Origin of the sequence: Glutamicibacter sp. TV12E (assembly GCF_052441935.1) — a bacterium.
In the GTDB taxonomy this organism is placed as follows: Bacteria; Actinomycetota; Actinomycetes; order Actinomycetales; family Micrococcaceae; genus Glutamicibacter.
In genome coordinates this window covers 2,930,399-2,953,823 of sequence record NZ_JBQVVF010000001.1, presented here as the reverse complement: position 1 = coordinate 2,953,823, position 23,425 = coordinate 2,930,399, and the positions used below count along the sequence as shown (strand labels likewise).

Annotated in this window: 23 protein-coding genes; 10 read left to right on the top strand and 13 right to left on the bottom strand. The window is 60.7% G+C overall.

Annotation, left to right across the window (positions count from 1 at the left end):
* Window positions 1-59 precede the first annotated feature (59 nt).
* The 3 genes from ACT7DV_RS14120 to ACT7DV_RS14110 all read right to left on the bottom strand — a co-directional run bounded on the left by ACT7DV_RS14120 (window position 60) and on the right by ACT7DV_RS14110 (window position 2,115).
* The gene (locus ACT7DV_RS14120) at window positions 60-917 is read right to left on the bottom strand and encodes a hypothetical protein (protein WP_444663485.1); all 858 of its coding nucleotides are present in this window, start codon (window positions 915-917) and stop codon (window positions 60-62) included.
* A 287-nt stretch (window positions 918-1,204) separates the two neighbouring features.
* Window positions 1,205-1,615 (bottom strand): hypothetical protein, encoded by a 411-nt coding sequence (locus ACT7DV_RS14115; protein WP_444663483.1) that lies wholly within the window; start codon window positions 1,613-1,615, stop codon window positions 1,205-1,207.
* Between the two features lie 122 nt (window positions 1,616-1,737).
* Window positions 1,738-2,115 (bottom strand): GntR family transcriptional regulator, encoded by a 378-nt coding sequence (locus ACT7DV_RS14110; RefSeq protein ID WP_146275308.1) that lies wholly within the window; start codon window positions 2,113-2,115, stop codon window positions 1,738-1,740.
* Between the two features lie 83 nt (window positions 2,116-2,198).
* Here ACT7DV_RS14110 and ACT7DV_RS14105 point away from each other — a divergent pair, with 83 nt between their 5' ends.
* A complete protein-coding gene (locus ACT7DV_RS14105; protein ID WP_444663481.1) occupies window positions 2,199-2,852 on the top strand; it encodes an MBL fold metallo-hydrolase in 654 nt (217 codons plus the stop codon).
* Between the two features lie 55 nt (window positions 2,853-2,907).
* Complete coding sequence (locus ACT7DV_RS14100) at window positions 2,908-3,549, top strand: phosphatase PAP2 family protein (protein ID WP_444663479.1); 642 nt, start codon at window positions 2,908-2,910, stop codon at window positions 3,547-3,549.
* A gap of 2 nt (window positions 3,550-3,551) precedes the next feature.
* On the opposite strand, the gene ACT7DV_RS14095 is transcribed toward ACT7DV_RS14100, so the two are convergent.
* Entirely contained in the window at window positions 3,552-4,343 is a 792-nt protein-coding gene (locus ACT7DV_RS14095; protein ID WP_444663477.1) for a methyltransferase domain-containing protein, read from the bottom strand.
* A 77-nt stretch (window positions 4,344-4,420) separates the two neighbouring features.
* Between ACT7DV_RS14095 and ACT7DV_RS14090 the strand changes: the two genes are divergently transcribed.
* The 3 genes from ACT7DV_RS14090 to ACT7DV_RS14080 all read left to right on the top strand — a co-directional run bounded on the left by ACT7DV_RS14090 (window position 4,421) and on the right by ACT7DV_RS14080 (window position 7,681).
* Entirely contained in the window at window positions 4,421-6,952 is a 2,532-nt protein-coding gene (locus tag ACT7DV_RS14090) for a DEAD/DEAH box helicase (RefSeq protein ID WP_444663475.1), read from the top strand.
* A gap of 4 nt (window positions 6,953-6,956) precedes the next feature.
* Window positions 6,957-7,361 carry an NUDIX domain-containing protein gene (locus ACT7DV_RS14085; protein WP_444663473.1) on the top strand — a complete coding sequence of 135 codons (405 nt, stop codon included), beginning with the start codon at window positions 6,957-6,959 and terminating at the stop codon, window positions 7,359-7,361.
* Window positions 7,362-7,495: 134 nt separating this feature from the next.
* Window positions 7,496-7,681, top strand: coding sequence for a hypothetical protein (locus ACT7DV_RS14080; RefSeq protein WP_444663471.1), 186 nt, complete (start codon window positions 7,496-7,498; stop codon window positions 7,679-7,681).
* Between the two features lie 3 nt (window positions 7,682-7,684).
* On the opposite strand, the gene ACT7DV_RS14075 is transcribed toward ACT7DV_RS14080, so the two are convergent.
* The gene (locus ACT7DV_RS14075) at window positions 7,685-8,437 is read right to left on the bottom strand and encodes a metal-dependent hydrolase (RefSeq protein ID WP_444663469.1); all 753 of its coding nucleotides are present in this window, start codon (window positions 8,435-8,437) and stop codon (window positions 7,685-7,687) included.
* Window positions 8,438-8,499: 62 nt separating this feature from the next.
* Here ACT7DV_RS14075 and ACT7DV_RS14070 point away from each other — a divergent pair, with 62 nt between their 5' ends.
* Together ACT7DV_RS14070 and ACT7DV_RS14065 are read left to right on the top strand one after the other, a co-directional pair.
* Window positions 8,500-8,988: a GNAT family N-acetyltransferase gene (locus ACT7DV_RS14070; protein WP_444663467.1), complete on the top strand. Its 489-nt coding sequence runs from the start codon at window positions 8,500-8,502 to the stop codon at window positions 8,986-8,988.
* Window positions 8,988-10,274 (top strand): alpha/beta fold hydrolase, encoded by a 1,287-nt coding sequence (locus ACT7DV_RS14065; protein ID WP_444663465.1) that lies wholly within the window; start codon window positions 8,988-8,990, stop codon window positions 10,272-10,274. The genes ACT7DV_RS14070 and ACT7DV_RS14065 overlap by 1 nt, the downstream gene beginning before the upstream one ends.
* A 63-nt stretch (window positions 10,275-10,337) precedes the next feature.
* Here the strand turns inward: ACT7DV_RS14065 and ACT7DV_RS14060 are convergent, their stop codons facing one another.
* From ACT7DV_RS14060 to coaE, 5 genes are all read right to left on the bottom strand, one after another.
* Window positions 10,338-10,790 carry a MarR family winged helix-turn-helix transcriptional regulator gene (locus ACT7DV_RS14060; protein WP_444663463.1) on the bottom strand — a complete coding sequence of 151 codons (453 nt, stop codon included), beginning with the start codon at window positions 10,788-10,790 and terminating at the stop codon, window positions 10,338-10,340.
* A 98-nt stretch (window positions 10,791-10,888) separates the two neighbouring features.
* The gene (locus ACT7DV_RS14055) at window positions 10,889-11,929 is read right to left on the bottom strand and encodes a TerC/Alx family metal homeostasis membrane protein (RefSeq protein ID WP_444663461.1); all 1,041 of its coding nucleotides are present in this window, start codon (window positions 11,927-11,929) and stop codon (window positions 10,889-10,891) included.
* 243 nt (window positions 11,930-12,172) lie between these two features.
* Window positions 12,173-14,260 (bottom strand): excinuclease ABC subunit UvrB, encoded by a 2,088-nt coding sequence (gene uvrB, locus ACT7DV_RS14050; RefSeq protein ID WP_444663460.1) that lies wholly within the window; start codon window positions 14,258-14,260, stop codon window positions 12,173-12,175.
* A gap of 74 nt (window positions 14,261-14,334) precedes the next feature.
* Window positions 14,335-14,583 carry a hypothetical protein gene (locus ACT7DV_RS14045; protein WP_444663458.1) on the bottom strand — a complete coding sequence of 83 codons (249 nt, stop codon included), beginning with the start codon at window positions 14,581-14,583 and terminating at the stop codon, window positions 14,335-14,337.
* 2 nt (window positions 14,584-14,585) lie between these two features.
* Complete coding sequence (gene coaE, locus ACT7DV_RS14040) at window positions 14,586-15,182, bottom strand: dephospho-CoA kinase (RefSeq protein ID WP_444663456.1); 597 nt, start codon at window positions 15,180-15,182, stop codon at window positions 14,586-14,588.
* A 25-nt stretch (window positions 15,183-15,207) separates the two neighbouring features.
* On the opposite strand from coaE, the gene ACT7DV_RS14035 reads away from it, so the two are divergent.
* The 3 genes from ACT7DV_RS14035 (at window position 15,208) to ACT7DV_RS14025 (ending at window position 18,751) form a co-directional block, all read left to right on the top strand.
* Complete coding sequence (locus tag ACT7DV_RS14035) at window positions 15,208-15,882, top strand: YigZ family protein (RefSeq protein ID WP_444663454.1); 675 nt, start codon at window positions 15,208-15,210, stop codon at window positions 15,880-15,882.
* On the top strand, window positions 15,879-17,042 hold the full coding sequence (locus tag ACT7DV_RS14030) for a class I SAM-dependent methyltransferase (RefSeq protein WP_444663452.1): 1,164 nt from the start codon (window positions 15,879-15,881) through the stop codon (window positions 17,040-17,042). Before ACT7DV_RS14035 ends, ACT7DV_RS14030 begins: the two co-directional genes overlap by 4 nt.
* A 62-nt stretch (window positions 17,043-17,104) precedes the next feature.
* Window positions 17,105-18,751, top strand: a complete 1,647-nt coding sequence (locus ACT7DV_RS14025) for an HNH endonuclease signature motif containing protein (protein WP_444663450.1) — start codon at window positions 17,105-17,107, stop codon at window positions 18,749-18,751.
* 59 nt (window positions 18,752-18,810) lie between these two features.
* Here ACT7DV_RS14025 and ACT7DV_RS14020 read toward each other — a convergent pair whose 3' ends face one another.
* The 3 genes from ACT7DV_RS14020 to ACT7DV_RS14010 form a co-directional block, all read right to left on the bottom strand.
* Window positions 18,811-20,118, bottom strand: a complete 1,308-nt coding sequence (locus ACT7DV_RS14020) for a hypothetical protein (protein WP_444663449.1) — start codon at window positions 20,116-20,118, stop codon at window positions 18,811-18,813.
* A gap of 246 nt (window positions 20,119-20,364) precedes the next feature.
* Window positions 20,365-21,840, bottom strand: a complete 1,476-nt coding sequence (rpsA, locus tag ACT7DV_RS14015) for a 30S ribosomal protein S1 (RefSeq protein WP_058254564.1) — start codon at window positions 21,838-21,840, stop codon at window positions 20,365-20,367.
* 217 nt (window positions 21,841-22,057) lie between these two features.
* Complete coding sequence (locus tag ACT7DV_RS14010) at window positions 22,058-23,374, bottom strand: GNAT family N-acetyltransferase (RefSeq protein WP_444663447.1); 1,317 nt, start codon at window positions 23,372-23,374, stop codon at window positions 22,058-22,060.
* Window positions 23,375-23,425: the final 51 nt, after the last annotated feature.

Below are 23,425 nucleotides of genomic sequence, written 5' to 3'. Positions count from 1 at the left end.
TATCTCACAGAAATTTTTCTCGAGGCGTATTCGCAGTCCCGGCGAGCGCCAATCCGGGGCTAGTTTCCACTGGCATCGGTCAAGCGATATGCCACCATGCCTCGAAGCGTGCCAACTACAACCAACTCTTTTTCGTCATAGCCGACACGTCGAAATTCCTGAACGACAGGAATTGAATTAGTAGGTTTCCACGAACCGCGCTTGCAGACTCCCTGGACTTCTTGGAACAAAGTATCGCCTGATGCATTATGGTCCCACGGTGCTGTTGTGCCCAATGTCGCGGAATAGATGTAATACGGCTCTCGGTCAGAACTGCAAATCGTCGTTTCCCCCTGCACCTGTTGCATCTCGATAGTTCTTCCTTCTTCTGTAGTGACCGCTTGGTCGCCACCAGCAACTGGAAGTAGTGTCGTCGCTTTTCTCTTTAGAGGAATACCGGCATCCTCACGTCGTTCATCGCAAGCGTATGGGTCTGACAGTTCGAGCTGCCACTTTCTGGCGCCTGTTTTTATATCGATCGCACTCGCGGTCCATGTGACGTTGGTTCTCTCGGCGTAGATTCGACCGCGTTTCCTCGTCAGCACCTGCGTTCCTGCATCGTAGTGGCACACGACTGCAGTTTCTTCGTCGGCCATGAAACCTTGCCCAGTTAGGTCTCCACACGCATAAGCGATTCCTTGTAGTTGCCAAAGGGAACGTCCGGTTTTTGCGTCCATCGCGACAAGTTTGCCCAGGTCGGCCATCCGGCATTTGGCCTTTTTCTTTTCAGAACCGACGAAATCATCCTGCGTTTGAGACCCAAAGCCGATCAGGATCTCTTTGATCTTCCCCACGGAATCCCAATGCCATCCGCCGGTGAACCATACCCTTTGGCAAAGATTTTTTCGTAAGGTCGTTCTCACAAGAGTTTTTGCCATGCGAATAGCTCAGGATTTCCTGGTCATTCTCGTTCCAATAGGACGTGATGCCTTCGCCGAGGGTCCTGCCACCTTCCCGGATTCCTTTTCAAGATCGCGTTCGGGAACGACTTGCCATTGCCTCGAAGCCCATTGGAACTTGAGGTGCACGCGTTCGAGCAAGTTCTCGCCACGAGATTTTCGTTCTTCAGTACAGAAGGTGTCGCCACAGACCGACGGTCGATCGCCCCAAGACTCGAAGTTGTTTTTGATCCTGTAAGGCTTGCCCGTGGCGACATTGGTGATTTTCAGCTGGCATAAGCCCCGGTTTTAGTCCCGAGGTATTCGGCATACGTCTTTCCGTTGTACTCGGCGGTAATTATTTCCGGAACGATGCCTCGAGCATCGGCCGCCCCGAGCGCTTCATCTTTCCAAAGCTGCTTGCCGTTGTTCAGGTTTCTGGCAATGACTTCCAACTGCGGTCCCTGGCGCCGATAGGCGATGGCTACCTCTCCGAGAACTGTTACGTCAGATACGAGAACTTCTTCGCTTTCCCAGGCAACAGTCGCGGACACGGGCACCTGCTCTTGTGGCGTCTTTGGGCTTGATTCCGCCTTGTTCGCAGTACAGCCTGGCAGCCCAAGAGCGAGAATTAGCGCTCCTGCAGCGATGACCGCGAAACTCGCGTAGTGCGTGCGACCATTCCTATTCGAGTTCATGGTGGTTTCCTGCCTCCGGGAACGTTAATTAGTTCCAGAGTCTGAACCGGGATCTCGAACTTTCAGGAGAGTCATCCACAAGTCTTTCAATCACTCATTCGTGGGCCCAAATGCCTAATCGCTTAGCGAGGCAAAGAGCTGAAGGCGGCACGCAGGTACTTTACGGCCGTGGCTTCATCGACTGACCACAGCTGCGCAATCCGGGCCAAATCTGCTGCCGCATCGCTAACTTCTTGTTCGGCTCGGTTCTCTGCAGCCTGTACTACTGTTCCGTGGCGCCCTCGCGTTACAACTGCACCCTGCAGCTCAAGTTCTTTATATACCTTGGCGACAGTATTTACTGCCAGGTTTAGTGTGCCCGACAGCGCCCGTACCGAGGGAAGCTTACTTCCTGGCGCTAATTTGCCTTTGGCGATCGCGGAGAGAATTTGTTCACGGACCTGCTGGTACGGCGCCACGGTGGACTTGGGGTCGATCTTGATGAAACCTAGTTCACTCATGCTTTGCTCCATTCTCCAGGACTATGACTTCTGCTGTCCCGAGCCTATCGCGTTGAGCATATATTCCAACGTAGTGTGATGGTATGAACGAACTATTGCTAGATGATGTGACCATTCGCTGGATTTCCGTTTCCGACATGTCGAACAATGTCTATCTCATTACCAACCGCCGGTCGGGCGAACAGCTACTGGTTGATGCCGCAGATGATGCGACGGCTATCGCGAGGCTAATCGATGAGGCAAGAAACGACGCGGATCATCCGCGGATTTCAGGAATCGCGACAACGCACCAGCACTGGGACCACGTACGCGCGTTGGCCGAGCTTGTCGAGCAATACCCGGTGACGACCTACGCGGGCGCCGACGATATGGAAGGCATCAAGAAAGAATCAGGCGTCCAGGTCACGAATGGTTTGAATCATGGCGACCAGCTCAAGCTGGGCGATGTCATCATCGAAGCCATCCACCTGCGCGGGCATACTCCCGGTTCCATCGGATATGCGCTGGTGGACTCCTCCGGCCAGCCAGTCGTCCTCAGTGGCGACAGTTTGTTCCCCGGTGGCGTGGGAAACACCTGGAAAGATCCGCAGCGCTTCCTTTCGTTGATCACTGATGTATCAGAACGAATCTTCGACCGCTTCCCGGATGAAACCAAGGTGCTACCGGGACATGGCGACTCGACCACTCTGGGAGCCGAGCGTCCGCATCTGGACGAGTGGCGTGAACGCGGTTGGTAACCCTCGGCCAAGGGCATGCGGCCACACCGCATCCCGGGCCGTATAATCACCACTCGTGAATTCTAGTTCTCCTCGAATCTACGCCAACCGGCCTTCTCGGCCAGTCATCTTCATCGTGGTCCTGGCACTGATTGCGGTCGTGTCCTACCCGTTGCGCGATGTCCTGTATCTGGGCCTTTCAGGATCCGTGAGGGACTCCGCGGTGTTGTCCGCGGCGGCTGCCTTCTGCTCGGAAACCCTGCTCAAGTTCTTGATGCTTGGAGCCATTCTGCTCACGGTGGCTATCTGGTTCCGGGACCGCAACGCCTTCTGGCGTCTGATCTGCGGTGCCCTCGGGGCGGTGCTGGCCTACGCACTGAGCGAACTGCTCAAGGCCCTGGTCACTGAGGAACGCCCCTGCCGAACCCTTGAAGCGGTCACGGTGATGGCCTGCCCGCAACCCGGGGATTGGTCCTGGCCCTCGAACCATTCGGTGGTGGCAGCGGCCATCGCCACGGCCTGCTTGCTGGTTCGGCCTGCGTTGTCCGCTGTGGCCATGCCTGTTGCCCTGCTGGTTGCCCTGGCGCGCGTGGGCGTGGGAGCCCACTATGTCCACGATGTGTTCTCCGGGCTGGCCCTCGGCACGCTGATCGTGCTGGTCTGCATCCATGTGCTGTCTGGGCTGCCGCGCAGATTCCGTCCTTCGGCTGTTCGCTGACCTCAGCCGAGCTTATGGCCGATCATGAAAATGCGGCGGAAGGGGAAATTCGTCAGTTTCGTGCCATCACGGGTTTCAAAAAACGGGTAGTGCTTGGAGACCTGGGCCCGGTAGTCGTCTTCAAAGCGGAGGTATTCTTGTTCGTCCAGTGCGTGGCGCACCGGGAGCAGGGCCGTGCCGCGGACCCAATCCAAAATCGGGTCGTCTCCAAGTAGCAATTGCTGGAAAGTCGTCTCCCAAACATTTGCCTGGAACCCGGCGTCGAGCAGGAGCCGCTGATAGTCTTCCGGCTCCCCTACAACATGGCCGTCGCGCAGAACGCTGCCGAGCTTGCCAGCCCACTTCGCGCTTTCAGCTACCTGACGCATGAGCGAATGCGAAGGTGAACCGAAGTTGCCCGGCACCTGGATCGCTACATACGAGCCGGTTTTCATCTTCCCAAGCCACGCAGCCAGCAATTCACGATGATCCGGTAACCACTGCAGCATTGCATTGGAAAACAGCAGATCCAGGTCCTCCTCTGGTTGCCATTGCGTTGCATCTGCCAAAGCAAAATCCAGATTCACTTCATGCTCGGACGATACGGCCTTGGCGATCATTTCCTGCGAGGAATCCAGCCCTGTCACCTGCGCTTGCGGCCATCTTTGCGCGATGAGCCGAGTCATGTTGCCCGGACCGCAGCCCAGATCCACAACCTTCCTCGGCTCCAGGCCGACTAGCTGGCCGAGCAAATCCTTGTAAGGGCGCCCACGGTAATCAGAGAATTCGGTGTACTTTGCTGGATCCCATTTCATGCCCTAAGCCTAATCCTTTGAACTGCACCCCGATCAGGCGCTCAGTCACAGTTCCCAACCGATAGGCTAGTACCATCATGTTGCTCACCGAATATTTGCCAGCAGACAGCAAGAACGTATCCGACGACGAAATCTACGAGTCGTTCGGCCAATGGGTCACCGCCCGCGGCATCACCCTCTACCCCGCGCAGGATGAAGCGTCGATGGCACTGGCCGGCGGCAACAACGTCATCCTTGCCACGCCCACCGGCTCGGGCAAGTCCATGGTGGCCATTGCCGCGCATTTCTACGCCATGGCCCGCGACCAGATCAGTTTCTACACAGCTCCTATCAAGGCGCTGGTGTCGGAGAAGTTCTTCGACCTGTGCAAAATCTTCGGTGCCGAGAATGTCGGCATGGTCACCGGCGACTCCTCGGTGAATGCGGACGCGCCGATCATCTGCTGCACCGCGGAAATTCTGGCGAATATCGCGCTTCGCGAAGGCTCCAAGGCCGATGTAGGCTGCGTCATCATGGATGAGTTCCACTTCTATGCCGACCCGCAGCGCGGCTGGGCCTGGCAGGTGCCTCTCATTGAGCTTCCCCAGGCGCAGTTCCTGCTGATGAGCGCCACCCTCGGCGATGTCACCCGCTTCGAGAAGGAACTCGAAGAGCGCACCGGCACCCCGACGGTCACCGTCGCGCATACCGAGCGCCCGATCCCGCTGCACTTCTACTACTCCATGGAGCCGGTTCAGGAAGCGGTCGAGGAACTGATCAAGACCAAGCAGGTCCCGATCTACATCGTCCACTTCTCCCAGCTCGACGCGATCGACCGCGCTACCGGGTTGATGAGCGTTAATGTAGCCACCCGCGAGGAGAAGGAAAAGATCTCGGAGATGATCGGCGGCTTCCGTTTCGCCGCCGGCTTCGGCAAGACCTTGAACCGCCTGGTGCGCCACGGCATCGGCATCCACCACGCGGGCATGCTGCCCAAATACCGCCGCCTGGTCGAGCAGCTGGCCCAGGCCGGCCTGCTCAAGGTCATCTGCGGCACGGACACCCTGGGCGTGGGCATCAACGTGCCGATCCGCACCGTGGTCATCACCGCGCTGTCCAAGTTCGACGGTACCCGTACCCGTATCGTGAACGCCCGCGAGTTCCACCAGATCGCCGGCCGTGCCGGTCGTGCGGGCTTCGATACCGCAGGCACCGTGCTGGTCCAGGCGCCCGAGCATGCGATCGAGAACCACAAGGCCATGGAAAAGGCGCTGAAGAAGCACGGCGAGGGCTCGTCGAAGCTCAAGCAGATCCCTAAGAAGAAGCCGCCGCAGAACTTCGTGACCTGGGGCGAGAAGACCTTCGAGAAGATCGTCGAGGCCTCCCCCGAGACGCTGAAGTCCTCCTTCCAGGTCTCGCACTCGATGCTGCTGAACCTGCTCGAGCGCGAAGACAATGCCTTCGAAGCCGCCCAGCGCCTGCTCTCCGAGAACCATGAGACCCCGGCTTCGCAGCGCAAGCTGAAGCTGCGCGCCCTGGGCATCCTGCGAGAGCTGATCGCCACCGAGGTTGTGGTGCGCCGCGAAGAGCCCGACGAGTACGGCAACTACTACGAGCTGACCGTGCACCTGCAGCAGAACTTCGCGCTGAACCAGCCGCTCTCCCCCTTCGCCCTGGCCGCCTTGGACCTGCTGGATCCGGATTCCGCCAGCTACGCGCTGGATGTGGTCTCGGTGATCGAAGCGACCTTGGAAAAGCCGCGCCAGGTGCTCTCGGGCCAGGAGAAGAAAGCCCGCGGCGAAGCCATTGCCGCGATGAAGGCCGAAGGCATGGACTACAACGACCGGATGAACGCGCTGGACGAAATCACCTATGCGATGCCGCTGGCCGAGAAGCTGGAATCCGCGTTCGAGCAGTACCGCTCCGGCGCCCCCTGGCTTTCGGACTTCGAGCTGGCGCCGAAATCCATCGTGCGCGACATGTACGAACGCGCCATGGGCTTCTCCGATTTTGTCCAGTACTACCAGCTGGCCCGCTCCGAGGGCGTCTTGCTGCGCTATCTGACCGATGCCTACAAGGCGCTGCGCCAGACCGTCCCGCAGGACGCCCTGCGCGAGGACCTTGAAGACCTGATCGAATGGCTCGGCGAGATGATCCGCCAGATCGACTCATCGCTGCTAGACGAGTGGGAGGAGCTCTCCCGCGGCGAGCTGAGCGAAGAGACCGAGACGGCCCCGCCTCCGGCACCGGAAAAGCTGACCAGCAACAAGCGCGCATTCCGCGTGATGGTGCGCAATGAGATGTTCCGCCGCGTCAAGCTTTTTGCCGACGAACAGGATCAGGCCCTGGGCGAGCTCGATGGACACAACGGTTTTGACGCCGATACGTGGGCCGATGCGATGGATGGCTACTTCGACGAGCATGAGGACATCGACGATGGCCCGACCGGCCGCAGCTCGAAGCTGTTCATCGTCAATGAGCTGCCCAACCGCGTCTGGGAAGTCCGCCAGACCTTCGCCGATCCTTCTGAACACCACGACTGGGGTATCAGCGCAACGATCTCCCTGGACGACTCAGATGAAGTAGGCGCACCAGTGGTGACCGTGACTTCCGTGGGACGAATGGACTAGCCCGATGACCGCCATCAGCTACGTGGTGCTCCGCCGGGGCAACGAGGTGTTGTTGCAACTTCGGCAGGGCACGGGCTTCATGGACGGCTGCTGGGGTATTGCTGCTGCTGGACACCTCGAGCCTGGCGAATCAAGCGAGGCCGCGGCGATCCGGGAAGCTCGGGAAGAATTGGGCGTGAGCATTGCTCTGTCCGATCTTCGGGCGTTGGCCATTGTGGCGCGGCAGCAACCGGTGGCAGATGACGATGGCATGACAGATCATTTTTATCTGGCGACCGCCTGGGCTGGAAAACCTCGCATCATGGAACCTGATAAGGCCGCGGATTTACGCTGGTTCCGGGATGATCTGCTTCCCGAAAATCTGGTACCCCACGAGAAAGCAGCGCTCTCAGGGATTCTTCCACGATAGAGGCCAAAGCGCACGGCTGCCCGGTCAAGGCAGCTTCGCATCAATAGCCGATTTGAACTCACATGCATACTGCCCGTTGCAGGGTTATCGATTAATCGATAGCCAGGCAGCGGGCAGCGTCGTAGGGTATGTCCATGAAAGGATTACAGCTGCGCCTGGCAGGTGCTTGCGTCATACTGTTTGTCCTGATCGTCCTGCTCAGCGGCTGGTCGGCACTTTTTGCCGCCGAAGCGCTGCTCTCCACGTTGCTCCAGGCTGGGCTTTTGGTGCTCGGGCTGGCATTGGTCTATCAAGGCGAAAATACGGTGCTTGAGAGCTAGCTGTCAGGCAACAATGAGCGCGATGCCGACGTAGGTCGTCAACAAGGTCGCGAAAAGCCACTCCGCCGTGGAACCGGTCTCTGCGAGGACAGGGACAGCCACGCGGCCGTTGGCTTTCCAGCAACTGCCAACCAGCGGCAGCTTGCGGAACCAGCGTGGCGAACCAATCTTGATCGGCCAAATGAGATTGCAGCCGCCGACGGTCAGCATGTCCCCGAGCACATGCACGATGACTCCCAAGGCCACTGCCAGCAGGAACCAGGTGTTTTCTTCGGGAGCATTCACGCCGACAAAGGCCCCTGTGGCCAAGGCAATGACCCAGCACAGCACCGGCGGCATGAATTTCACGGACTTCACGGCAAAGGAGATCAGCAGGACCGCGAAGAGGGCCGCTCCTGGATAAACGGTGCCCAGCGCCGCGGTATGAACGTCCCAGCCATTTGCAAGCCACGCTAAAAAGATAAAAAAGGCCATGCCCAAAATGGAATGCGTGCCGTTGCGATGTCCCCCGGAAACTTCACCGATGACTCGGGCAAAAATGCTGGAAAAGGGCGGCAGGGCGCGGGCGATGGTTGCACCGTGATGATCTGCATCGGGAAGCAATGCTGCACCAGCACAAACGATCGCCCCAGCGAGCGTCTCCCAGCGGTCCATCTGGAAGGTACCCAGCCCCAGGTCAACCGAACCCACGGTGACCGGAGTAGTAATTGCCAACCATGCGGCTGCGCCGCTCACCGCGTGGTGTCCACCCATCATGCATTCAACCTTAGGACTGGTCACCGACGTTTTAGCGATATGACAGCGGTAAGCTAGGACACATGAGTATTGTGCGTGAAGCTGCCATCGATGATTGCCCTCAAATTCTGGAATTGATCCAGGAACTCGCGGACTATGAGAAGGAGCCGGACGCGGTGCGCAACACCGTTGAGGACCTTGAGCATCATCTGTTCGGCAACAGCCCCCAGGCGTTCGCTCATGTGGCTGAGGACGAATCCGGAGTCGTCGTCGGCATAGCCATTTGGTATCTGACCTATTCCACGTGGGAAGGCCGCCACGGAATCCACCTGGAGGACTTGTACGTTCGAGCAAACCAGCGCGGCTTGGGCACCGGAAATGCCTTGTTGCGCACGCTGGCGAATATCTGCGTTGAACGTGGATACAAGCGCCTGGAGTGGCAAGTTCTCGACTGGAACGAACCAGCCATCAAATTTTATGACGCAATCGGCGCGGGTGCGCTGGACGGGTGGACCACCCGGCGCCTGGACGGCGACGCGCTACATGTCCTCGGAACGCAAGGAGCAAAGTAATGGCGCATTACCGCGGCATGGACGTCACCGATCACCGGATCGAGGTCCCGCTGGATCACTCGCATCCAGAAGGCGAAAAAATCTCGGTGTTTGCCCGAGAAGTCAGCACTGATTCAACGAAGCCCTGGCTGCTGTTCCTGCAGGGCGGTCCGGGAGGAAAATCGCCAAGGCCCGGTTCGTTGTCGGGCTGGCTGGCAGAAGCGGTAAAGCACTTCCGTGTTCTCCTGCTTGATCAGCGTGGCACCGGCCTATCAACGCCGGCCAACCGCAAGACCTTGCCGCTGCGCGGAGACTCAGCGGCCCAGGCACGCTATCTGGAGTACTTCCGTGCTGACTCGATCGTGCGTGATGCAGAGGCCTTCCGTGAATATCTAGGCATCGATCAGTGGAGCACACTGGGACAAAGCTACGGCGGGTTCTGCACCCTGACCTATCTCTCGCTCTTCCCGCGGTCCCTCACCCGCTGCCTGGTCACCGGAGGCCTGGCATCGCTCGATCAAGACGCGAAGACCGTATACCGGGCCACCTACCAGCGCATGGCCGAACGCAACCGCGAATACTTTTCCTGGTATCCGCAGGACTTCGAAACCCTGCACCGGATCTACGAGCATGTGCGCGAGAACCGCGACGAGCGATTGCCCAACGGCCAGCAGGTCACCGTCCCGCTGGTGCAGATGCTCGGCATGTACTTGGGCGGCAATACCCGAGTGCACCTGCTGCACCACATTTTCGAGGAAGCCTTCAACCAAACGCCAGGCGGGCCGCGGCTTTCCGATGCCTTCCTCGATGCGTTGCAGGCTCAATCCTCATTCGCTTCAAACCCGCTCTACGCGCTGATGCATGAAACGATCTATGCCCAGGGCGAGGCAACAAACTTCGCCGCCGAACAGGTACTCCCGGAATACCCCGACTTCACCGTGCATGCGGCAACGCCGCTGTTGACCGGTGAAATGATCTTCCGATGGCATTTTGCCGAGGATCCGTCCTTGCGCCCGTTGGAAGATGTGGCCCGAATTCTGGCCGAGCACGAGCATTTTGCTCCGCTCTACGATCTGGACGTGCTCGCAAGGAACACCGTGCCGGTGGCCGCAGCTGTGTACCACGATGATGTCTATGTCGACCGCGAGCTGTCATTGCGCACCGCATCCCAGGTCGCCGGGCTTCAGGCCTGGGTTACGGACGAATATCATCACGATGGCATCGGTGACGAAGGACCGGCGATCTTCCGTCGGCTTCTGGCCATGGCCAACGGCGAGGATCCAGAGGCCGCTGCCAAGGATCAGTAGGATTCAAAAGCAAAGTCGCGCTGCTCCCCGCAGGGAACAGCGCGACTTTGCCATTTGCAGAACCTAGCCGTCCAAGTCGGCAGCGATCCGTTCGTTGATTCGCAGCATCAGTGGAACCACGCGGGCCAGGGTCTGCTGTTCGGCTTCGCTGAACTCGTCCATGCCGCCGAGCAGCACGTTGATGGCCCGCTGGCGGTAGCCATGGATTTCTTCACGGCCTGCCCCGGTCAAGCTGACCAGGCTTGCCCGGCCGTCCTTTGGATCAGCCTCGCGCTGCACCATATGGTCGTTTTCGAGACGGATAATCAGTCCGGTCATCGTCGGCTGGGCGACACGCTGTTCAATTGCCAGGTCGCCCACGCGCTGGGCGCCCAGCCGGTCCAGCGACGAAAGCACCCGCCAAGCGGTGACAGAGCGCCCCTGCCCGGCGGCCTGCCCCAACAAGCGGGACATGGTTCCCGAAGCCAGGGCCAGATCGGTGGCTACGGCTCCTGCATCAAGCGGTGCATCACTCATTTGCTATCCCCCACGGGAAGTTCCATGAAATAGAAGCTGGCCAGAGAAAACCCGCCGTCCGGCCCAAAGGGGCCAAGCGGCGGGCTCGCATCCGCTAGCTACTTTTCGGTTGGGTTGCTGGCTTTTTCCGACGCCTTGGTGACTTCCTCAGCCTCGGCATTGGCTGCCGCACGCTTGCCCCAAGGGGTCCACAGCGACATGACGGTGGCGACAACGATCGCACCCAGGATCACCAGCAGGGACAGTCCCACGGAGATGTCCAGCCATGCGTAGTGCAGTGGCTCGCCGCCGTTGATGAACGGGAGATTGTTTTCATGCAGTGCGTGGAAGACCAGCTTGACGCCGATGAAGGCCAGGATGAAGCTCAGTGCGTGCTTCAGGAAAACCAGTCGGTTCATCAGGCCGCCGAGCAGGAAGTACAGCTGGCGCAGGCCCATCAAGGCGAAGATGTTCGCGGTGAAGACGATGAAGGCTGATTTGGTCAGGCCGAAGATTGCAGGAATCGAGTCGAATGCGAACAGCAAGTCGGTCATGCCGATGGTCACGAAGACCAGGACCATCGGGGTGAACAGCTTCTTGCCGTCGATCACGGTGCGCAGCTTGGCGCCATCGAAGTCCTTGGAGATCGGCAGCTTGCTGGTCAGCTTCTTGACCAGGCCGCTCTCTTCGTCCTCGTCTTCGTCCTTGAGCTGGTTCCAAGCGGTCCACAGCAGGAAGGCGCCGAAGATGTAGAAGACCCACGACCACTGCTCGATGATGGCAGCGCCGAGCACGATGAAGATCGCGCGCAGGATCAGCGCGATGATGATGCCGAACATCAGCACTTCCTGCTGATATTTCCGTGGTACCGAGAAGCGCGCCATGATGATGATGAAGACGAACAGGTTGTCGACGGACAACGCGTATTCGGTGATCCAGCCGGCGTAGAACTCCTGGCCGAGCTGCGGGCCGGACTGGGTCCAGATGACCGCGCCGAAAATCAGTGCCAGTGCGATGTAAATGCCGACAAAGATGCCAGCTTCCTTCATGGAAGGGATGTGCGGACGCTTGGTGACGTACAACAAGTCTGCAATGAGAACTGCGCACAGTACGATCAGCGCGATGATCTCGAATTGAATGGTTAACCCATGAGTGCCCACGGACGAGCGACCTTTCGTTGGAGGGTATGGAAAATCGCCGCAAGTCTCTCCGCCGTCGCCCCGGCCTTCGAATCGCTTCAAAGGCTGGCCTGGTGATCGGCTGCTGCGCCCGGCGAATCGCCATTGATTCGCGTGTTGACGTTCACAGCATTGGGATACTCCCCTACGTCCAAGCATTAAGTGTAGCGCACAGCATCTCCACAGGCTTCCCCCAAAGCAGGCCTCCCGCACTCTGCCCCGCCGCTAAGCGTGCCCGGCGGCCTTCATCTGGCGTAATTCCTTCTTCAACTCGGACACTTCATCACGGATGCGGGCGGCCAATTCAAACTGCAATTCGGCGGCCGCAGCGTGCATCTGCTCGGTCATCTCCTCGATCTGCGAGAGCAGGTCCTCGGCAGGTGCCGCCGCCAGCCCGTCCTTGCGCACGCTCGACGAGGCCTTGGTCCGCTTCGCGTCCTTGGCCAGCCGGTTGTTGTTCAGCAATTCCTGCGTGTCGGCATCCTCGCGCGCCAGCTGGTCGGTGATATCGGCGATCTTCTTGCGCAACGGCATCGGGTCAATGCCGTGCTCCTTGTTGTGCGCCTCCTGGATCGCCCGTCGGCGATTGGTTTCCTCGATGGCCTGGTCCATGGCGTCGGTGATCTTGTCCGCGTACATGATCACCTGGCCGGACACGTTGCGGGCGGCACGGCCGATGGTCTGGATCAGCGAGGTTGCCGAACGCAGGAAGCCCTGCTTGTCGGCGTCGAGGATCGCCACCAGCGACACCTCCGGCAGGTCCAGCCCCTCGCGCAGCAGGTTGATGCCCACCAGCACATCAAAGGAGCCCATGCGCAGTTCGCGCAGCAGCTCCACGCGCCGGATGGTGTCCACATCCGAGTGCAGGTATTGCACCCGCACCTGGTGCTCGGTCAGGTAATCGGTCAGGTCTTCGGCCATGCGCTTGGTCAGCGTGGTGACCAGCACGCGCTCATCGCGGTCCACGCGGGTGCGGATCTCATCGAGCAGGTCGTCGATCTGCCCCTTGGTCGGCTTGACGATGATCTCCGGGTCGATCAGGCCTGTCGGGCGGATGATCTGCTCGACGAACCCGTCGGATTTGCCCAGCTCGTACTTGCCCGGGGTAGCCGAAAGGTAGACGGTCTGCCCGATGCGCTCCAGGAACTCGTCCCACTTCAGCGGTCGGTTGTCCATCGCGGAGGGCAGGCGGAAGCCGTGCTCCACCAGGGTGCGCTTGCGCGACATGTCGCCCTCGTACATGGCGCCGATCTGCGGCACGGTCACGTGCGACTCGTCGATGACCAGCAGGAAGTCATCGGGGAAGTAGTCGATCAGGCAGTGCGGGGCGCTGCCTGCCTCGCGGCCGTCGATATGCCGCGAGTAGTTCTCGATGCCGTTGCAGAAGCCCATCTGCTCCATCATTTCCAGGTCATAGGTGGTGCGCATGCGCAGCCGCTGGGCCTCGACCAGCTTGTTCTGCGATTCGAGCTCCTTCAGGCGCACCGCCAGCTCGTCCTCGATCCGCTTGATCGCCTTGCCCATGCGCTCGGCGCCGGCCACATAGTGGCTGGCCGGGAAAATGTACATCTCGGTTTCCTCGCGGATCACCTCTCCGGTGACCGGGTGCAGGGTGTAGATCGCTTCGACTTCGTCGCCGAAGAACTCGATGCGCACCGCCTGCTCCTCGTACATCGGGATGATTTCCACGGTATCCCCGCGCACCCGGAAGGTGCCGCGGTGGAAGTCCATGTCATTGCGGGTGTACTGCATGGCGACGAACTGGCGCAGCATGGCGTCGCGATTCAGCTCCTCGCCGGTGCGCACGGTGACCATGCCGGCCACGTACTCCTCGGGGGTGCCCAAGCCGTAGATGCAGGACACAGTGGCGACCACGATGGTATCGCGCCGGGTCAGCAGCGAGTTGGTGGCCGAGTGGCGCAGCCGCTCGACCTCCTCGTTGATCGAAGAGTCCTTCTCGATAAAGGTATCGGTCTGCGGGACGTAGGCCTCGGGCTGGTAGTAGTCGTAGTAGGAGACGAAGTACTCCACCGCGTTATTGGGCATCAGCTCGCGGAATTCATTGGCCAGCTGGGCGGCCAGGGTCTTGTTCTGCACCAGCACCAAGGTCGGGCGCTGCACCTGCTCCACCAGCCAGGCGGTGGTCGCGGACTTGCCGGTACCGGTGGCACCGAGCAGCACGATGTCCTTTTCGCCGTTGTTGATGCGCTCGGTCAGCTCCTTAATGGCCTGCGGCTGGTCGCCGGCGGGCTCATATTCGCTGATGACTTCAAAGGGGGCAACAACGCGCTTAATCGGCTGGGCAAGACTCATGCATCCAGCATATCCACTTGGCCCGACCGTTTGGGCCTTGCCGTGGCCAGCTTTCAGCTTAAAGCGGCGCGCTGCTACTTCCGCATGCCATAGCGGATCGCATTGCGCTTCACGGTGCGCCCGATGACGTTGCCGAAAAAGCCCACGGTCATGATGGTCGCGGCGATCAGCCCGAGCAGGGCCAGCCACCCGGAAATGTAGACCACCGGTGAATACGGCCCGGAATCCCGGGCAACGAATTCAGCGCGTCCGCCAAATCCCAGCCATAACACCAGCGCGAGGGCGAAAGCGATCAGGGTGGTCCACTTGCAGATCCTGTACATTCCTACTCCTGTGCTGGCGCCAGTTGACGGTAAAGGGCAGTAACCTGCGCCTCGAGTTCTTCCAGGGTCCCCGAATTCTCCAGCAGGTAATCGGCCACGGCCGCCCGCTGCTCATCGGTGGCCTGCGCGGCCATCCGGGATTCGGCATCCTGGCTGGTCCACCCGCGGTTCTGGACCATGCGGCGGATGCGTTCTGCCTGCGGGGCCTGCACGACGATCACCGCATCGAATTTTCCTGCCTGCCCGGACTCGACCAGCAGCGGGATGTCCTCCACCACCAGGGCGCCGTGCGGGGCTTGCTCGCGTGCCACGGCGGCCGCCTGGCGCACCAAGGGGTGGACGATCGCGTTCAGCTTCTGGCGGGCCTGTTCATCGGCGAAGACGATCGCACCCAGGGCCTTGCGATCCAGGGAGCCGTCGGGCTGCAAAATTTCCGGCCCGAAACAGTCCTTGATTGCAGCCAGTCCGTCGGTGCCGGGGGCAACCACCTCGCGCGCCAAGGCGTCGGCGTCGATCACCACCGCTCCGAGCTCAGCCAATTTAGCTGCAACCGCAGATTTTCCGGAGGCTACTCCCCCGGTCAGTCCCACATGCTTCATGCTTCCACCCTATAAACTATTAGCGATGAACACCAACGAATCGGCCGCGACCAGCTACACCACGCTGCGCGGCGACAGCGTGCACGAGCTGGAAATCAAGCGCTCGCGCTTCATCACCTATCTCTACCGGGTAGAAACCGAAGCCGAGGCCCGCAACCGCATCGCCGGCCTGCGCAAAACCCACTTTGATGCGCGGCACCATTGCACCGCCTTCATCCTTGGCCCCGATCGCATGACCCAGCGCTCCAACGACGACGGGGAACCCTCGGGCACCGCCGGCATCCCGATGCTTGATGCCCTGGCCAAACGTGATCTGCCCGATCAAAGCCATCTCTCGGACACGCTGGCGGTAGTTGTCCGCTACTTTGGCGGGATCAAGCTAGGGGCCGGCGGGCTGGTGCGCGCCTATTCGGAAGCGGTCTCCTCGGGCCTTGACCACGCAGGCCTGCTGCGCCGCCAGCGCCTGCGGATTTTCACCCTGCCGGCATCCCACGCTTCAGCTGCACGCTATGAGAACGAACTGCGCGCCGCCGGCTACCAGATCGAGCCCACGCACTGGGAAGCAGAAGCCGCACTGGTGCACATCGGCATTCCCGACACCCCCGAAGCCGCCGAAGAATTGCGCATCCACGTCGCCGCACTGACCGCCGGGGCCGGAGAACTGGGCACCGCAACTACCCGATGGGTTGATCTGATTTGACTACCTCTCCCGGCCCTGCCGCCGATCTTGAAGCCCTGCTCAGCCAGCTGGGCCGCTGGCCAGATGTCCAGGCGCCGAACCTTTTCGCCGCCGACGCCGCCGACAGGCTCATCTTGGACACCGCAGCCCGCGACTTGGCGAACACCGGCTGGCCCTCCACCATGGCCATCGTCGGCGACCACTACGGTGCGCTTGCCGCGGGGGCGCTGGCCCTGGGCAGCACGTCGGTGCGCGTGCACACCGACTCGCTGACCGCCCGCCGTGCCATCGAGGCCAATATCCGCCAACTGCTTCCCGACGCCGCCGATCTGCTCCGCTTCTACCCGCTGGCCCAGGTCGCCGAACAGGCCGGCACCATTCTCCTCGCCCTGCCTCGCGGCCTGGATGTCCTGGACGAACAGGCCGCAGCCCTCGCCGCCGTCGCCGCGCCCGAGGCCCGGTTATTTGCCGGTGGCCGCATCAAGCACATGAGCCGGTCGATGAACCAGGTGCTCGCCGACCGATTCGCCCGGGTGGATGTCTCCCTGGCACGGCAAAAGTCCCGTGTGCTGATCGCCAGCGATCCCCTGCCCGAGCAACCAGCCAGCAGTTTCCCCGCCACCGCCACCCACCATGTGAACGGAACCGATTTCACCTTGCATGCCGGGGCGGGCACCTTCGGCGCGGCCCGCTTGGATCCAGGCACCCGACTGCTTTTGGAGCACCTGCCCGATCTTTCGGCGCATGCCGCCCTCGTGGATCTGGCCTGCGGAAATGGCTCCATCGGCGTCTATGCGGCACTCACCCACCCCCGCTTGCAGGTTATCGCTTCCGACCATTCGGCCTCCGCGGTTGCCTCAACCTTGGCCGCCGCTGCCCGCAACGGGCTATCAGACCGCATGACCGCGACCCAGGATGACGCGCTCAGCCGCCTGCCGGCGAACTCGGCCACGCTCATCACGCTCAATCCGCCCTTCCATATCGGCAACACGGTGACCGCCGACATCGCCTTCAAGCTCATCGACGATGCGGCCCGCGTCCTGGCACCCGGCGGCGTCTTGCTTTGCGTATTCAATTCGCATTTGCGCTACCGCAGCGAATTAGCCCGCCGCATCGGTCCCACGGCGCAATTGGCACGCGACAAGACCTTCACGGTTACCTCCTCCATCAAGGGGTCCTGAAGCTTTTCCACAGCTCGCGCTTTTTGCGTTGCGCCGCGGCACCTGCAGCGCATTCTTGGCCCATGAGCGAAACCGTTGGCCAGGCAATTGCCAGCCTCACCCGAGCGATCAAGGACTCCTCGTGCCTCACCGCCGAAGATGCCCTGGGCATCGCCACGCTCATCCCGGCCCTGCACCAGCGCCTCGCCCCGGATTCTGAGGCAGGGCCGGAACCCCAATCCGCCTACCAGCAGGATCCGCGCTTTGCGCTGGCGCTGGCCACCTGTGCCGAACTTGCCGCCCAGCAGGCGCTGCGCGCCCAGATTTACGCGGCTCATCTCATCGAATCCACGGCGGCCAGCACCGTCGCCGAAGGCGAACTGGACGCCGTGCGGGCAGGAACTGTCGATTTCACCCGCCCCGCGCAGCGCACCGGCCAGCGCCCGCCCTTCCCCAACTGCACCGACTTGCTCGCCTCATGGGTGGACCTGGGGCATTTCGAGGCACGGCGGCGCATGGCCAGCGCCCATCATGTTCTTGCCCAGTTCGATTACCAGCATCAGCGCTATCCTGCACAGTTCCCCCTGCTGGCCCAGCGTTTTCGTGATAGCTCCCGTCCTCCAGCGGAGGCACTATCTGTGGCCCGCCGGCTGGGCACCCTGGAACCGGAACGAGACGAGTTCGCCCCTCCGACAACCTTCACCGTGCGCGATGACCATGGCCGACTGCTGGAATCCGTGCTGGATGCGGAAATGGATGAACCGGATGCTGGAACCCGTCGCAAGGCGATCAATCTGGTCCTCAAAACGGCACGCGATCAACAGTCGGAAGACCAACCCGAAGCCCAGGAAGGAATCTTCCGAAGGGGCTTGCGCCGTGGCTTGATCTGGTACGAGCTGGGGCTGCGCCCAATCCGGGCCGATCTCTTCGAATCCGGGCTCGCCCAAGCCGATAACCCTCGCTCCGGTGCTGGCCAGACAGCTCGTGAAGCGTTCACCGACGAGCAGGGCGATGCCGAAAAGGCCTCTGGCGACCATCCGGATTTTGTCACCGATGAGGAAGCCGCAACCGCCGAAGCACCGGAAGCACCGCCGATCGCTCCGGCCGCTCGCCGGCTCAATGCCATGATGCTGTTGCTTGAACTCAACGCCAAGCGTCTAAAGCGCCTGCTCGATGCAACCCTGAATCGGGCGGCGGATCCGGGCTCTTCCCCACCGGATGCTGCGAATCTGGATTTGCCCGTGATCAACCCCCGGGTGGTGGTCATGTTGACGCTTGCAGAGCTGGAAGGCCGAGCAGAAACCCATGGAATGACGGCCCATGGCTTTAAGCTCAGCGCCACGGACCTGCGGCAAACTCTGGCCAAAGCAAGAATCATTCCCATGGTTTTGGGCGGCAAGGGTGAAATATTGGATATCGGCCGCAGCCAGCGCAAGCATCCAGGCTATATGCGGCTTGGCGTAGCGGTGCGCGATCGAGGCTGTATCGTCCCGGGATGCACCATGGATCCTGAGCGGTGCAATATCCACCACATCTGGTTCTGGTCCGAGGGTGGTGTCACCTCGGTCTATTGGAGTGCCATGCTCTGCGATGGGCATCACCACGACGTGCATGCCGGATTGATCAAAGTCATCCCCGATGATGGAGTCCCCAAAGTCATTCTGCCAAGTTTTATGGATCCGACGCAGGCTCCTGTGCGCAATCGCTACCACTTGATAGGGACTGCCTAGCCGGGCCGGGGCTGCCTTGAACCCGCAATGCGGTCGAGGCACCTCGATGGCTTTCTCGCTCAGGCAAGGAAGGGGCGCGCCCCCTGAACGCGCACTGCTTCCGCTTCAATACCCACCGATCGCAGACTTATCCGGTCCATTTCTTCTCGGGTATTCTCCTGGAGGGACTCGGCGGCAAGCGTGTTGTCGGCCGGATCGATGACTTTCAGAACGCGCTTTGAGCGGTTCAGCGGTTCACGCGCAGCAAGCGGTGCATAGTAGTCGCTGGCCTGTTCTCCGCCGCCGTACAACCATGGCGATCGCACCGACACCGGGCGCGAACCCCAGCCGGTGAGTCCCACAATGTTCATGCGTTGCCGGGTCCCGTCGAGAATCTTGCCGGTGAGGTTCCTGCCATAGACCCATGGCTGCTGGGCTATTTGCAAGAATTCGGAATGGCTGAGCTTATTGACAGCCTCAATGCCGTGCACCTGGCAGAAGTCGGAGACAAAAATGAACCGGGGGTCCACAAATGGTTTTTTGCTCTCGTTTTTCTCAGAGTCTCGGCAGCTGCATTTCCAAGTTTCTTGTTCGATCAGGATCGCCTGTCCCAACACGCGCAACGGGGTGGGACCGATTTGCGCATCGACAGGTATTTCTAGCGCGAAAATCCCAACGGACCGGCTGCCAATCCAGCGCAGAATGCTGAGCAGGAAGCAGACGGCTAGAAGAGTCATTGCAGCCAGCAGGTCAAAACGGAACCCGGCGTCGAGGTCGGATAGCGACCTGGTCTCGGTGCTGAAATATTCCCACGCAAGTCGCACCGCCGGATACGCAAGTGCCCCCAAGGCCAGATTCCAAGCAACAGGCGACATGTATTTGGTGACGCCAAAGCATCGGCGCTCGGCCGAAGCCAAGGTGAGGCTGCCGGTCGCCTCCCTTCGCCAGCTTCTCAGCAGGCTCTTGAATCGCGCGTCGCTGGCAGCCACGAGGACCGACAGCAACCCGTAATATCCCAGCGCAACCATCATGAAGGTTTGAATTGCGCTGTGGTGCGGCTGGAAGCAATAGATGATGCCCGTGATCCCGACCCCCAACCATGGTGCCTGTCTGCCGCTGCCGAAAATCAGCGCAATTGAAAAGGCGATCGTGGACAGGGACACCAGGTCCCACAGCCCGTCGGCCACCAGGGCGAGCGCACTGAGCTGATCGTGGAAGACAAACAAGATAATCCCCATGGGGATCCATGCGCCGGCAGCGACCCAGAAATTGGGAATGGTCCGGGGCACGGCCGCCCACTCTTCGCGGGTTACCTGCTTCAGGGCAATCTGCTTGCTTGCCTTCGGACTCAACGTAGTACTGCCGGGTCCGCTCTTTTCAGTCTCCATGTGTACCTGACCACCGCCTGCTAATGGACCTCATTGGTGCCGTTTTAGTCTATCGGTGGCAGGTTTTAGCGCGAGTCCTCCTTGTGGGCTATTCCTGAACCGGCGGCATCAGCAGAATTGGTGACGACCAAATCGCGGAAAACCCAAGGCCGCGGGGTTAAAGCACGAAGGCCCAACCCTTTCGGGTTGGACCTTCGCGCATCAGCTCAAGCTAATTACGTTTCCTGCACAAGGCAAAAGCCGAAATTAGTTGCCGGTCAGCTTCTCGCGCAGTGCAGCAAGAGCTTCGTCGGAAGCCAGGGTACCTGCATCGGTGGCTGGAGCCTCCGAAGAGTACGAAGCTGGAGCCGGCTCGGAGCTGCCTGCAGCAGCAGGCTCTGCTTCTGCGTCAGCTACGATTGCGGCTGCAACCTGCTTCTTGTGCGCTTCCCAACGCTCCTGGGCAGCAGCGTACTGTGCTTCCCATGCAGCGCGCTGGGTGTCGAAGCCCTCGAGCCATTCGTTCGACTCTGGGTCGAAGCCCTCTGGGTACTTGTAGTTGCCGGCCTCGTCGTACTCTGCAGCCATGCCGTAGAGTGCTGGGTCGAACTCGGTGCCCTCTGGGTCAACACCTTCGTTAGCCTGCTTGAGCGACAGCGAGATGCGGCGGCGCTCCAGGTCGATGTCGATGACCTTGACGAACAGCTCGTCGCCAACGGAGACAACCTGCTCAGCCAGCTCAACGTGGCGCACTGCCAGCTCGGAGATGTGAACCAGGCCTTCGATGCCGTCTTCGACGCGTACGAACGCACCGAATGGAACCAGCTTGGTAACCTTGCCCGGTACAACCTGACCCAGTGCGTGGGTGCGGGCGAAGGTCTGCCAAGGATCTTCCTGGGTAGCCTTCAGCGACAGGGAAACGCGCTCGCGGTCCAGATCGACTTCGAGAACCTCGACGGTGACTTCCTGGCCAACTTCGACAACCTCGGATGGGTGGTCGATGTGCTTCCAAGACAGCTCGGAAACGTGTACCAGGCCGTCTACGCCGCCCAGGTCCACGAATGCACCGAAGTTGACGATGGAGGAAACAACGCCCGGACGAACCTGGCCCTTTTCCAGCTTGTTGAGGAAGGTCGAGCGAACCTCGGACTGGGTCTGCTCGAGCCATGCACGGCGGGAAAGCACAACGTTGTTGCGGTTCTTGTCCAGCTCGATGATCTTGGCTTCGATTTCCTGGCCGATGTATGGAGCCAGATCGCGCACACGGCGCATCTCGACCAGCGATGCTGGCAGGAAGCCACGCAGGCCGATGTCCAGGATGAGGCCACCCTTGACAACCTCGATGACGGTACCGGTAACGACGCCGTCCTCTTCCTTGATCTTTTCGATGTCGCCCCAAGCACGCTCGTACTGAGCACGCTTCTTGGACAGGATCAGGCGGCCTTCCTTGTCTTCCTTGGTCAGAACCAAGGCTTCAACGCTGTCGCCAACGGTGACAACTTCACCTGGGTCAACGTCGTGCTTGATGGAAAGCTCGCGGGAAGGAATGACACCTTCGGTCTTGTAACCGATGTCGAGCAGAACTTCGTCGTGGTCAACCTTGACGACGGTGCCTTCGACGAGGTCACCATCGTTGAAGTACTTGATGGTGGCGTCGACTGCGGCCAAGAAGTCCTCAGCAGATCCAATGTCGTTGATTGCGACGACTGGTGCGCTGTTGTTCTCGTTCGAGGTGATGGTCATGTAGTAGGGACTCCGATGTGGATAGATTTGATCAGTCGAAACCCCGGAAGTCCCGGAATTTCGAGCGGGTAAAACTTGCTTGCGGCCACAACTAGCGCCATGGCACGCTGTACAAGTCTACGCGTATACCAGAGTGCGGGTCAAAGCGTAACCCACTAACATCCACGTCAGCATTTTGTGAACTTCGTCATAACGGGCGGTTGATGCGGCCCTGCCGCTAGAAGCCGTGCGGCGTGAATCCCTCGTGGGGCGCGTTGAATAAGTGCATCCAGTTCCCCGGCTGTCCCCCGTTTTCCAGAACGGCGCGGCCCGAATCCAGCAATTGCCCCAATTGCACGGACCCCAGGTACAGCCCCGCAAGTTCGCGCTCCGACAGGGACACCCGGGGCAGGCCGGCTGGAGCATGCCCTTCTTCGATTCGGCTGACCGCGGCATGGGAATCGGACACGTCGAAGAGGTAGCTTCCGGAAATCATCTCCAGCCGATCGCTCACGCTCAACACCAGCTGCGCCTCATACTGGTAGCCGCGCGCTTCGAAGGCGGCAGCAACGTCGAGAACGCGCAGCCACAAGACATCGTCTATGGAACGCACGTGGTAGTCGCGAACGTTTTCCAGCACATGGCGCAGCGGATCCGCCACCGGGCCTTGGCCGTGCACTTCCTCCACCAGGTCATGGTTGCCCAGGTACTCGAAGAGCTTGATGCGGGCTGCCTCGCTCGTAGCTACCAGCTTTTGCACGACCAGTTTTGCCTTGGGCTCATCCCATCCGCCGAACTTGTACGTGGCGAAGCCGCCGAGCTGGCCGTCGCCGTCGTAGTAGGCGGCAAAGCGCAGGTTCTTCGGCTTGCCTAGGCTTTCCCAGGTGTCCCAGCGTCCCAAGGCGAAGCCGTCATCGTACTCGGTGCTGTCCACGGAGCCGAAGGTCTGCTGCAGCGCATTCACTGACAAGGCCGCATACTGGGCCCCGAACTGCTTCGGATCGACATCGATCACCTGGCCGGGCACCTGCGCGCGCAGCTTGAGCCCCTGGGCGCACTTGAGCGTGAACCGGGTTTGGTAAGTGGCCGGCTCGAAGCCGAACCGCCCGTAAATGGTCGCCTCCGACGCGGTCAACGCCGCCATCGGGAATCCTGCCTGCTGGGCGTAGGCGAGGTCGGCGGTGATCTGCTTCGACAGGATGCCGCGCCGCCGATAGCTCGGAGCGACCGTGACGGCAGAAATCTTGTGCGTTGGAACGGGCGCCTTGCCCCCGGCGTTGATCAGCCCCGGGAACGCCCCATAGGTGTGCACCGGGTCGGCGGCATGTCGCGAGTGCGGTTCCGCAGCGGTGTCGAACACCAGTGAAAAGCGCATCTTTTGCGCATAGGTCAAGTCCAAGTAGTTCGACCACTGCTTCTCTTCCGGCAGCGGCTCATAGAAGCCGATACCCGTGGCCTGGTGGAAGAGCTTGATCGCTTCGTCGTTTTCCGGGCTGCGTTCGGTGGCCTGGTACGTCCGGGTTTCCAGTTTCGGCTCGCGCTCTGGTCTCATCATGCTCCTTGGCAGGGGAATCGTCTGCTCACAGTCTATGGGCAGCTCCGCGCT

Bases quoted from the DNA above. Each gene is read 5' to 3' on its own strand.
- ACT7DV_RS14070 (WP_444663467.1), top strand. From the start codon at position 8,500: ATGAGTATTGTGCGTGAAGCTGCCATCGATGATTGCCCTCAAATTCTG.
- ACT7DV_RS14120 (WP_444663485.1), bottom strand. From the start codon at position 917: ATGGCAAAAACTCTTGTGAGAACGACCTTACGAAAAAATCTTTGCCAA.
- ACT7DV_RS14095 (WP_444663477.1), bottom strand. From the start codon at position 4,343: ATGAAATGGGATCCAGCAAAGTACACCGAATTCTCTGATTACCGTGGG.
- ACT7DV_RS14085 (WP_444663473.1), top strand. From the start codon at position 6,957: ATGACCGCCATCAGCTACGTGGTGCTCCGCCGGGGCAACGAGGTGTTG.
- ACT7DV_RS14045 (WP_444663458.1), bottom strand. From the start codon at position 14,583: ATGTACAGGATCTGCAAGTGGACCACCCTGATCGCTTTCGCCCTCGCG.
- ACT7DV_RS14060 (WP_444663463.1), bottom strand. From the start codon at position 10,790: ATGAGTGATGCACCGCTTGATGCAGGAGCCGTAGCCACCGATCTGGCC.
- uvrB (WP_444663460.1), bottom strand. From the start codon at position 14,260: ATGAGTCTTGCCCAGCCGATTAAGCGCGTTGTTGCCCCCTTTGAAGTC.
- rpsA (WP_058254564.1), bottom strand. From the start codon at position 21,840: ATGACCATCACCTCGAACGAGAACAACAGCGCACCAGTCGTCGCAATC.
- ACT7DV_RS14010 (WP_444663447.1), bottom strand. From the start codon at position 23,374: ATGATGAGACCAGAGCGCGAGCCGAAACTGGAAACCCGGACGTACCAG.
- ACT7DV_RS14110 (WP_146275308.1), bottom strand. From the start codon at position 2,115: ATGAGTGAACTAGGTTTCATCAAGATCGACCCCAAGTCCACCGTGGCG.
- ACT7DV_RS14080 (WP_444663471.1), top strand. From the start codon at position 7,496: ATGAAAGGATTACAGCTGCGCCTGGCAGGTGCTTGCGTCATACTGTTT.
- ACT7DV_RS14075 (WP_444663469.1), bottom strand. From the start codon at position 8,437: ATGATGGGTGGACACCACGCGGTGAGCGGCGCAGCCGCATGGTTGGCA.
- ACT7DV_RS14020 (WP_444663449.1), bottom strand. From the start codon at position 20,118: ATGGAGACTGAAAAGAGCGGACCCGGCAGTACTACGTTGAGTCCGAAG.
- ACT7DV_RS14115 (WP_444663483.1), bottom strand. From the start codon at position 1,615: ATGAACTCGAATAGGAATGGTCGCACGCACTACGCGAGTTTCGCGGTC.
- ACT7DV_RS14105 (WP_444663481.1), top strand. From the start codon at position 2,199: ATGAACGAACTATTGCTAGATGATGTGACCATTCGCTGGATTTCCGTT.
- ACT7DV_RS14090 (WP_444663475.1), top strand. From the start codon at position 4,421: ATGTTGCTCACCGAATATTTGCCAGCAGACAGCAAGAACGTATCCGAC.
- ACT7DV_RS14035 (WP_444663454.1), top strand. From the start codon at position 15,208: ATGAACACCAACGAATCGGCCGCGACCAGCTACACCACGCTGCGCGGC.
- coaE (WP_444663456.1), bottom strand. From the start codon at position 15,182: ATGAAGCATGTGGGACTGACCGGGGGAGTAGCCTCCGGAAAATCTGCG.
- ACT7DV_RS14025 (WP_444663450.1), top strand. From the start codon at position 17,105: ATGAGCGAAACCGTTGGCCAGGCAATTGCCAGCCTCACCCGAGCGATC.
- ACT7DV_RS14065 (WP_444663465.1), top strand. From the start codon at position 8,988: ATGGCGCATTACCGCGGCATGGACGTCACCGATCACCGGATCGAGGTC.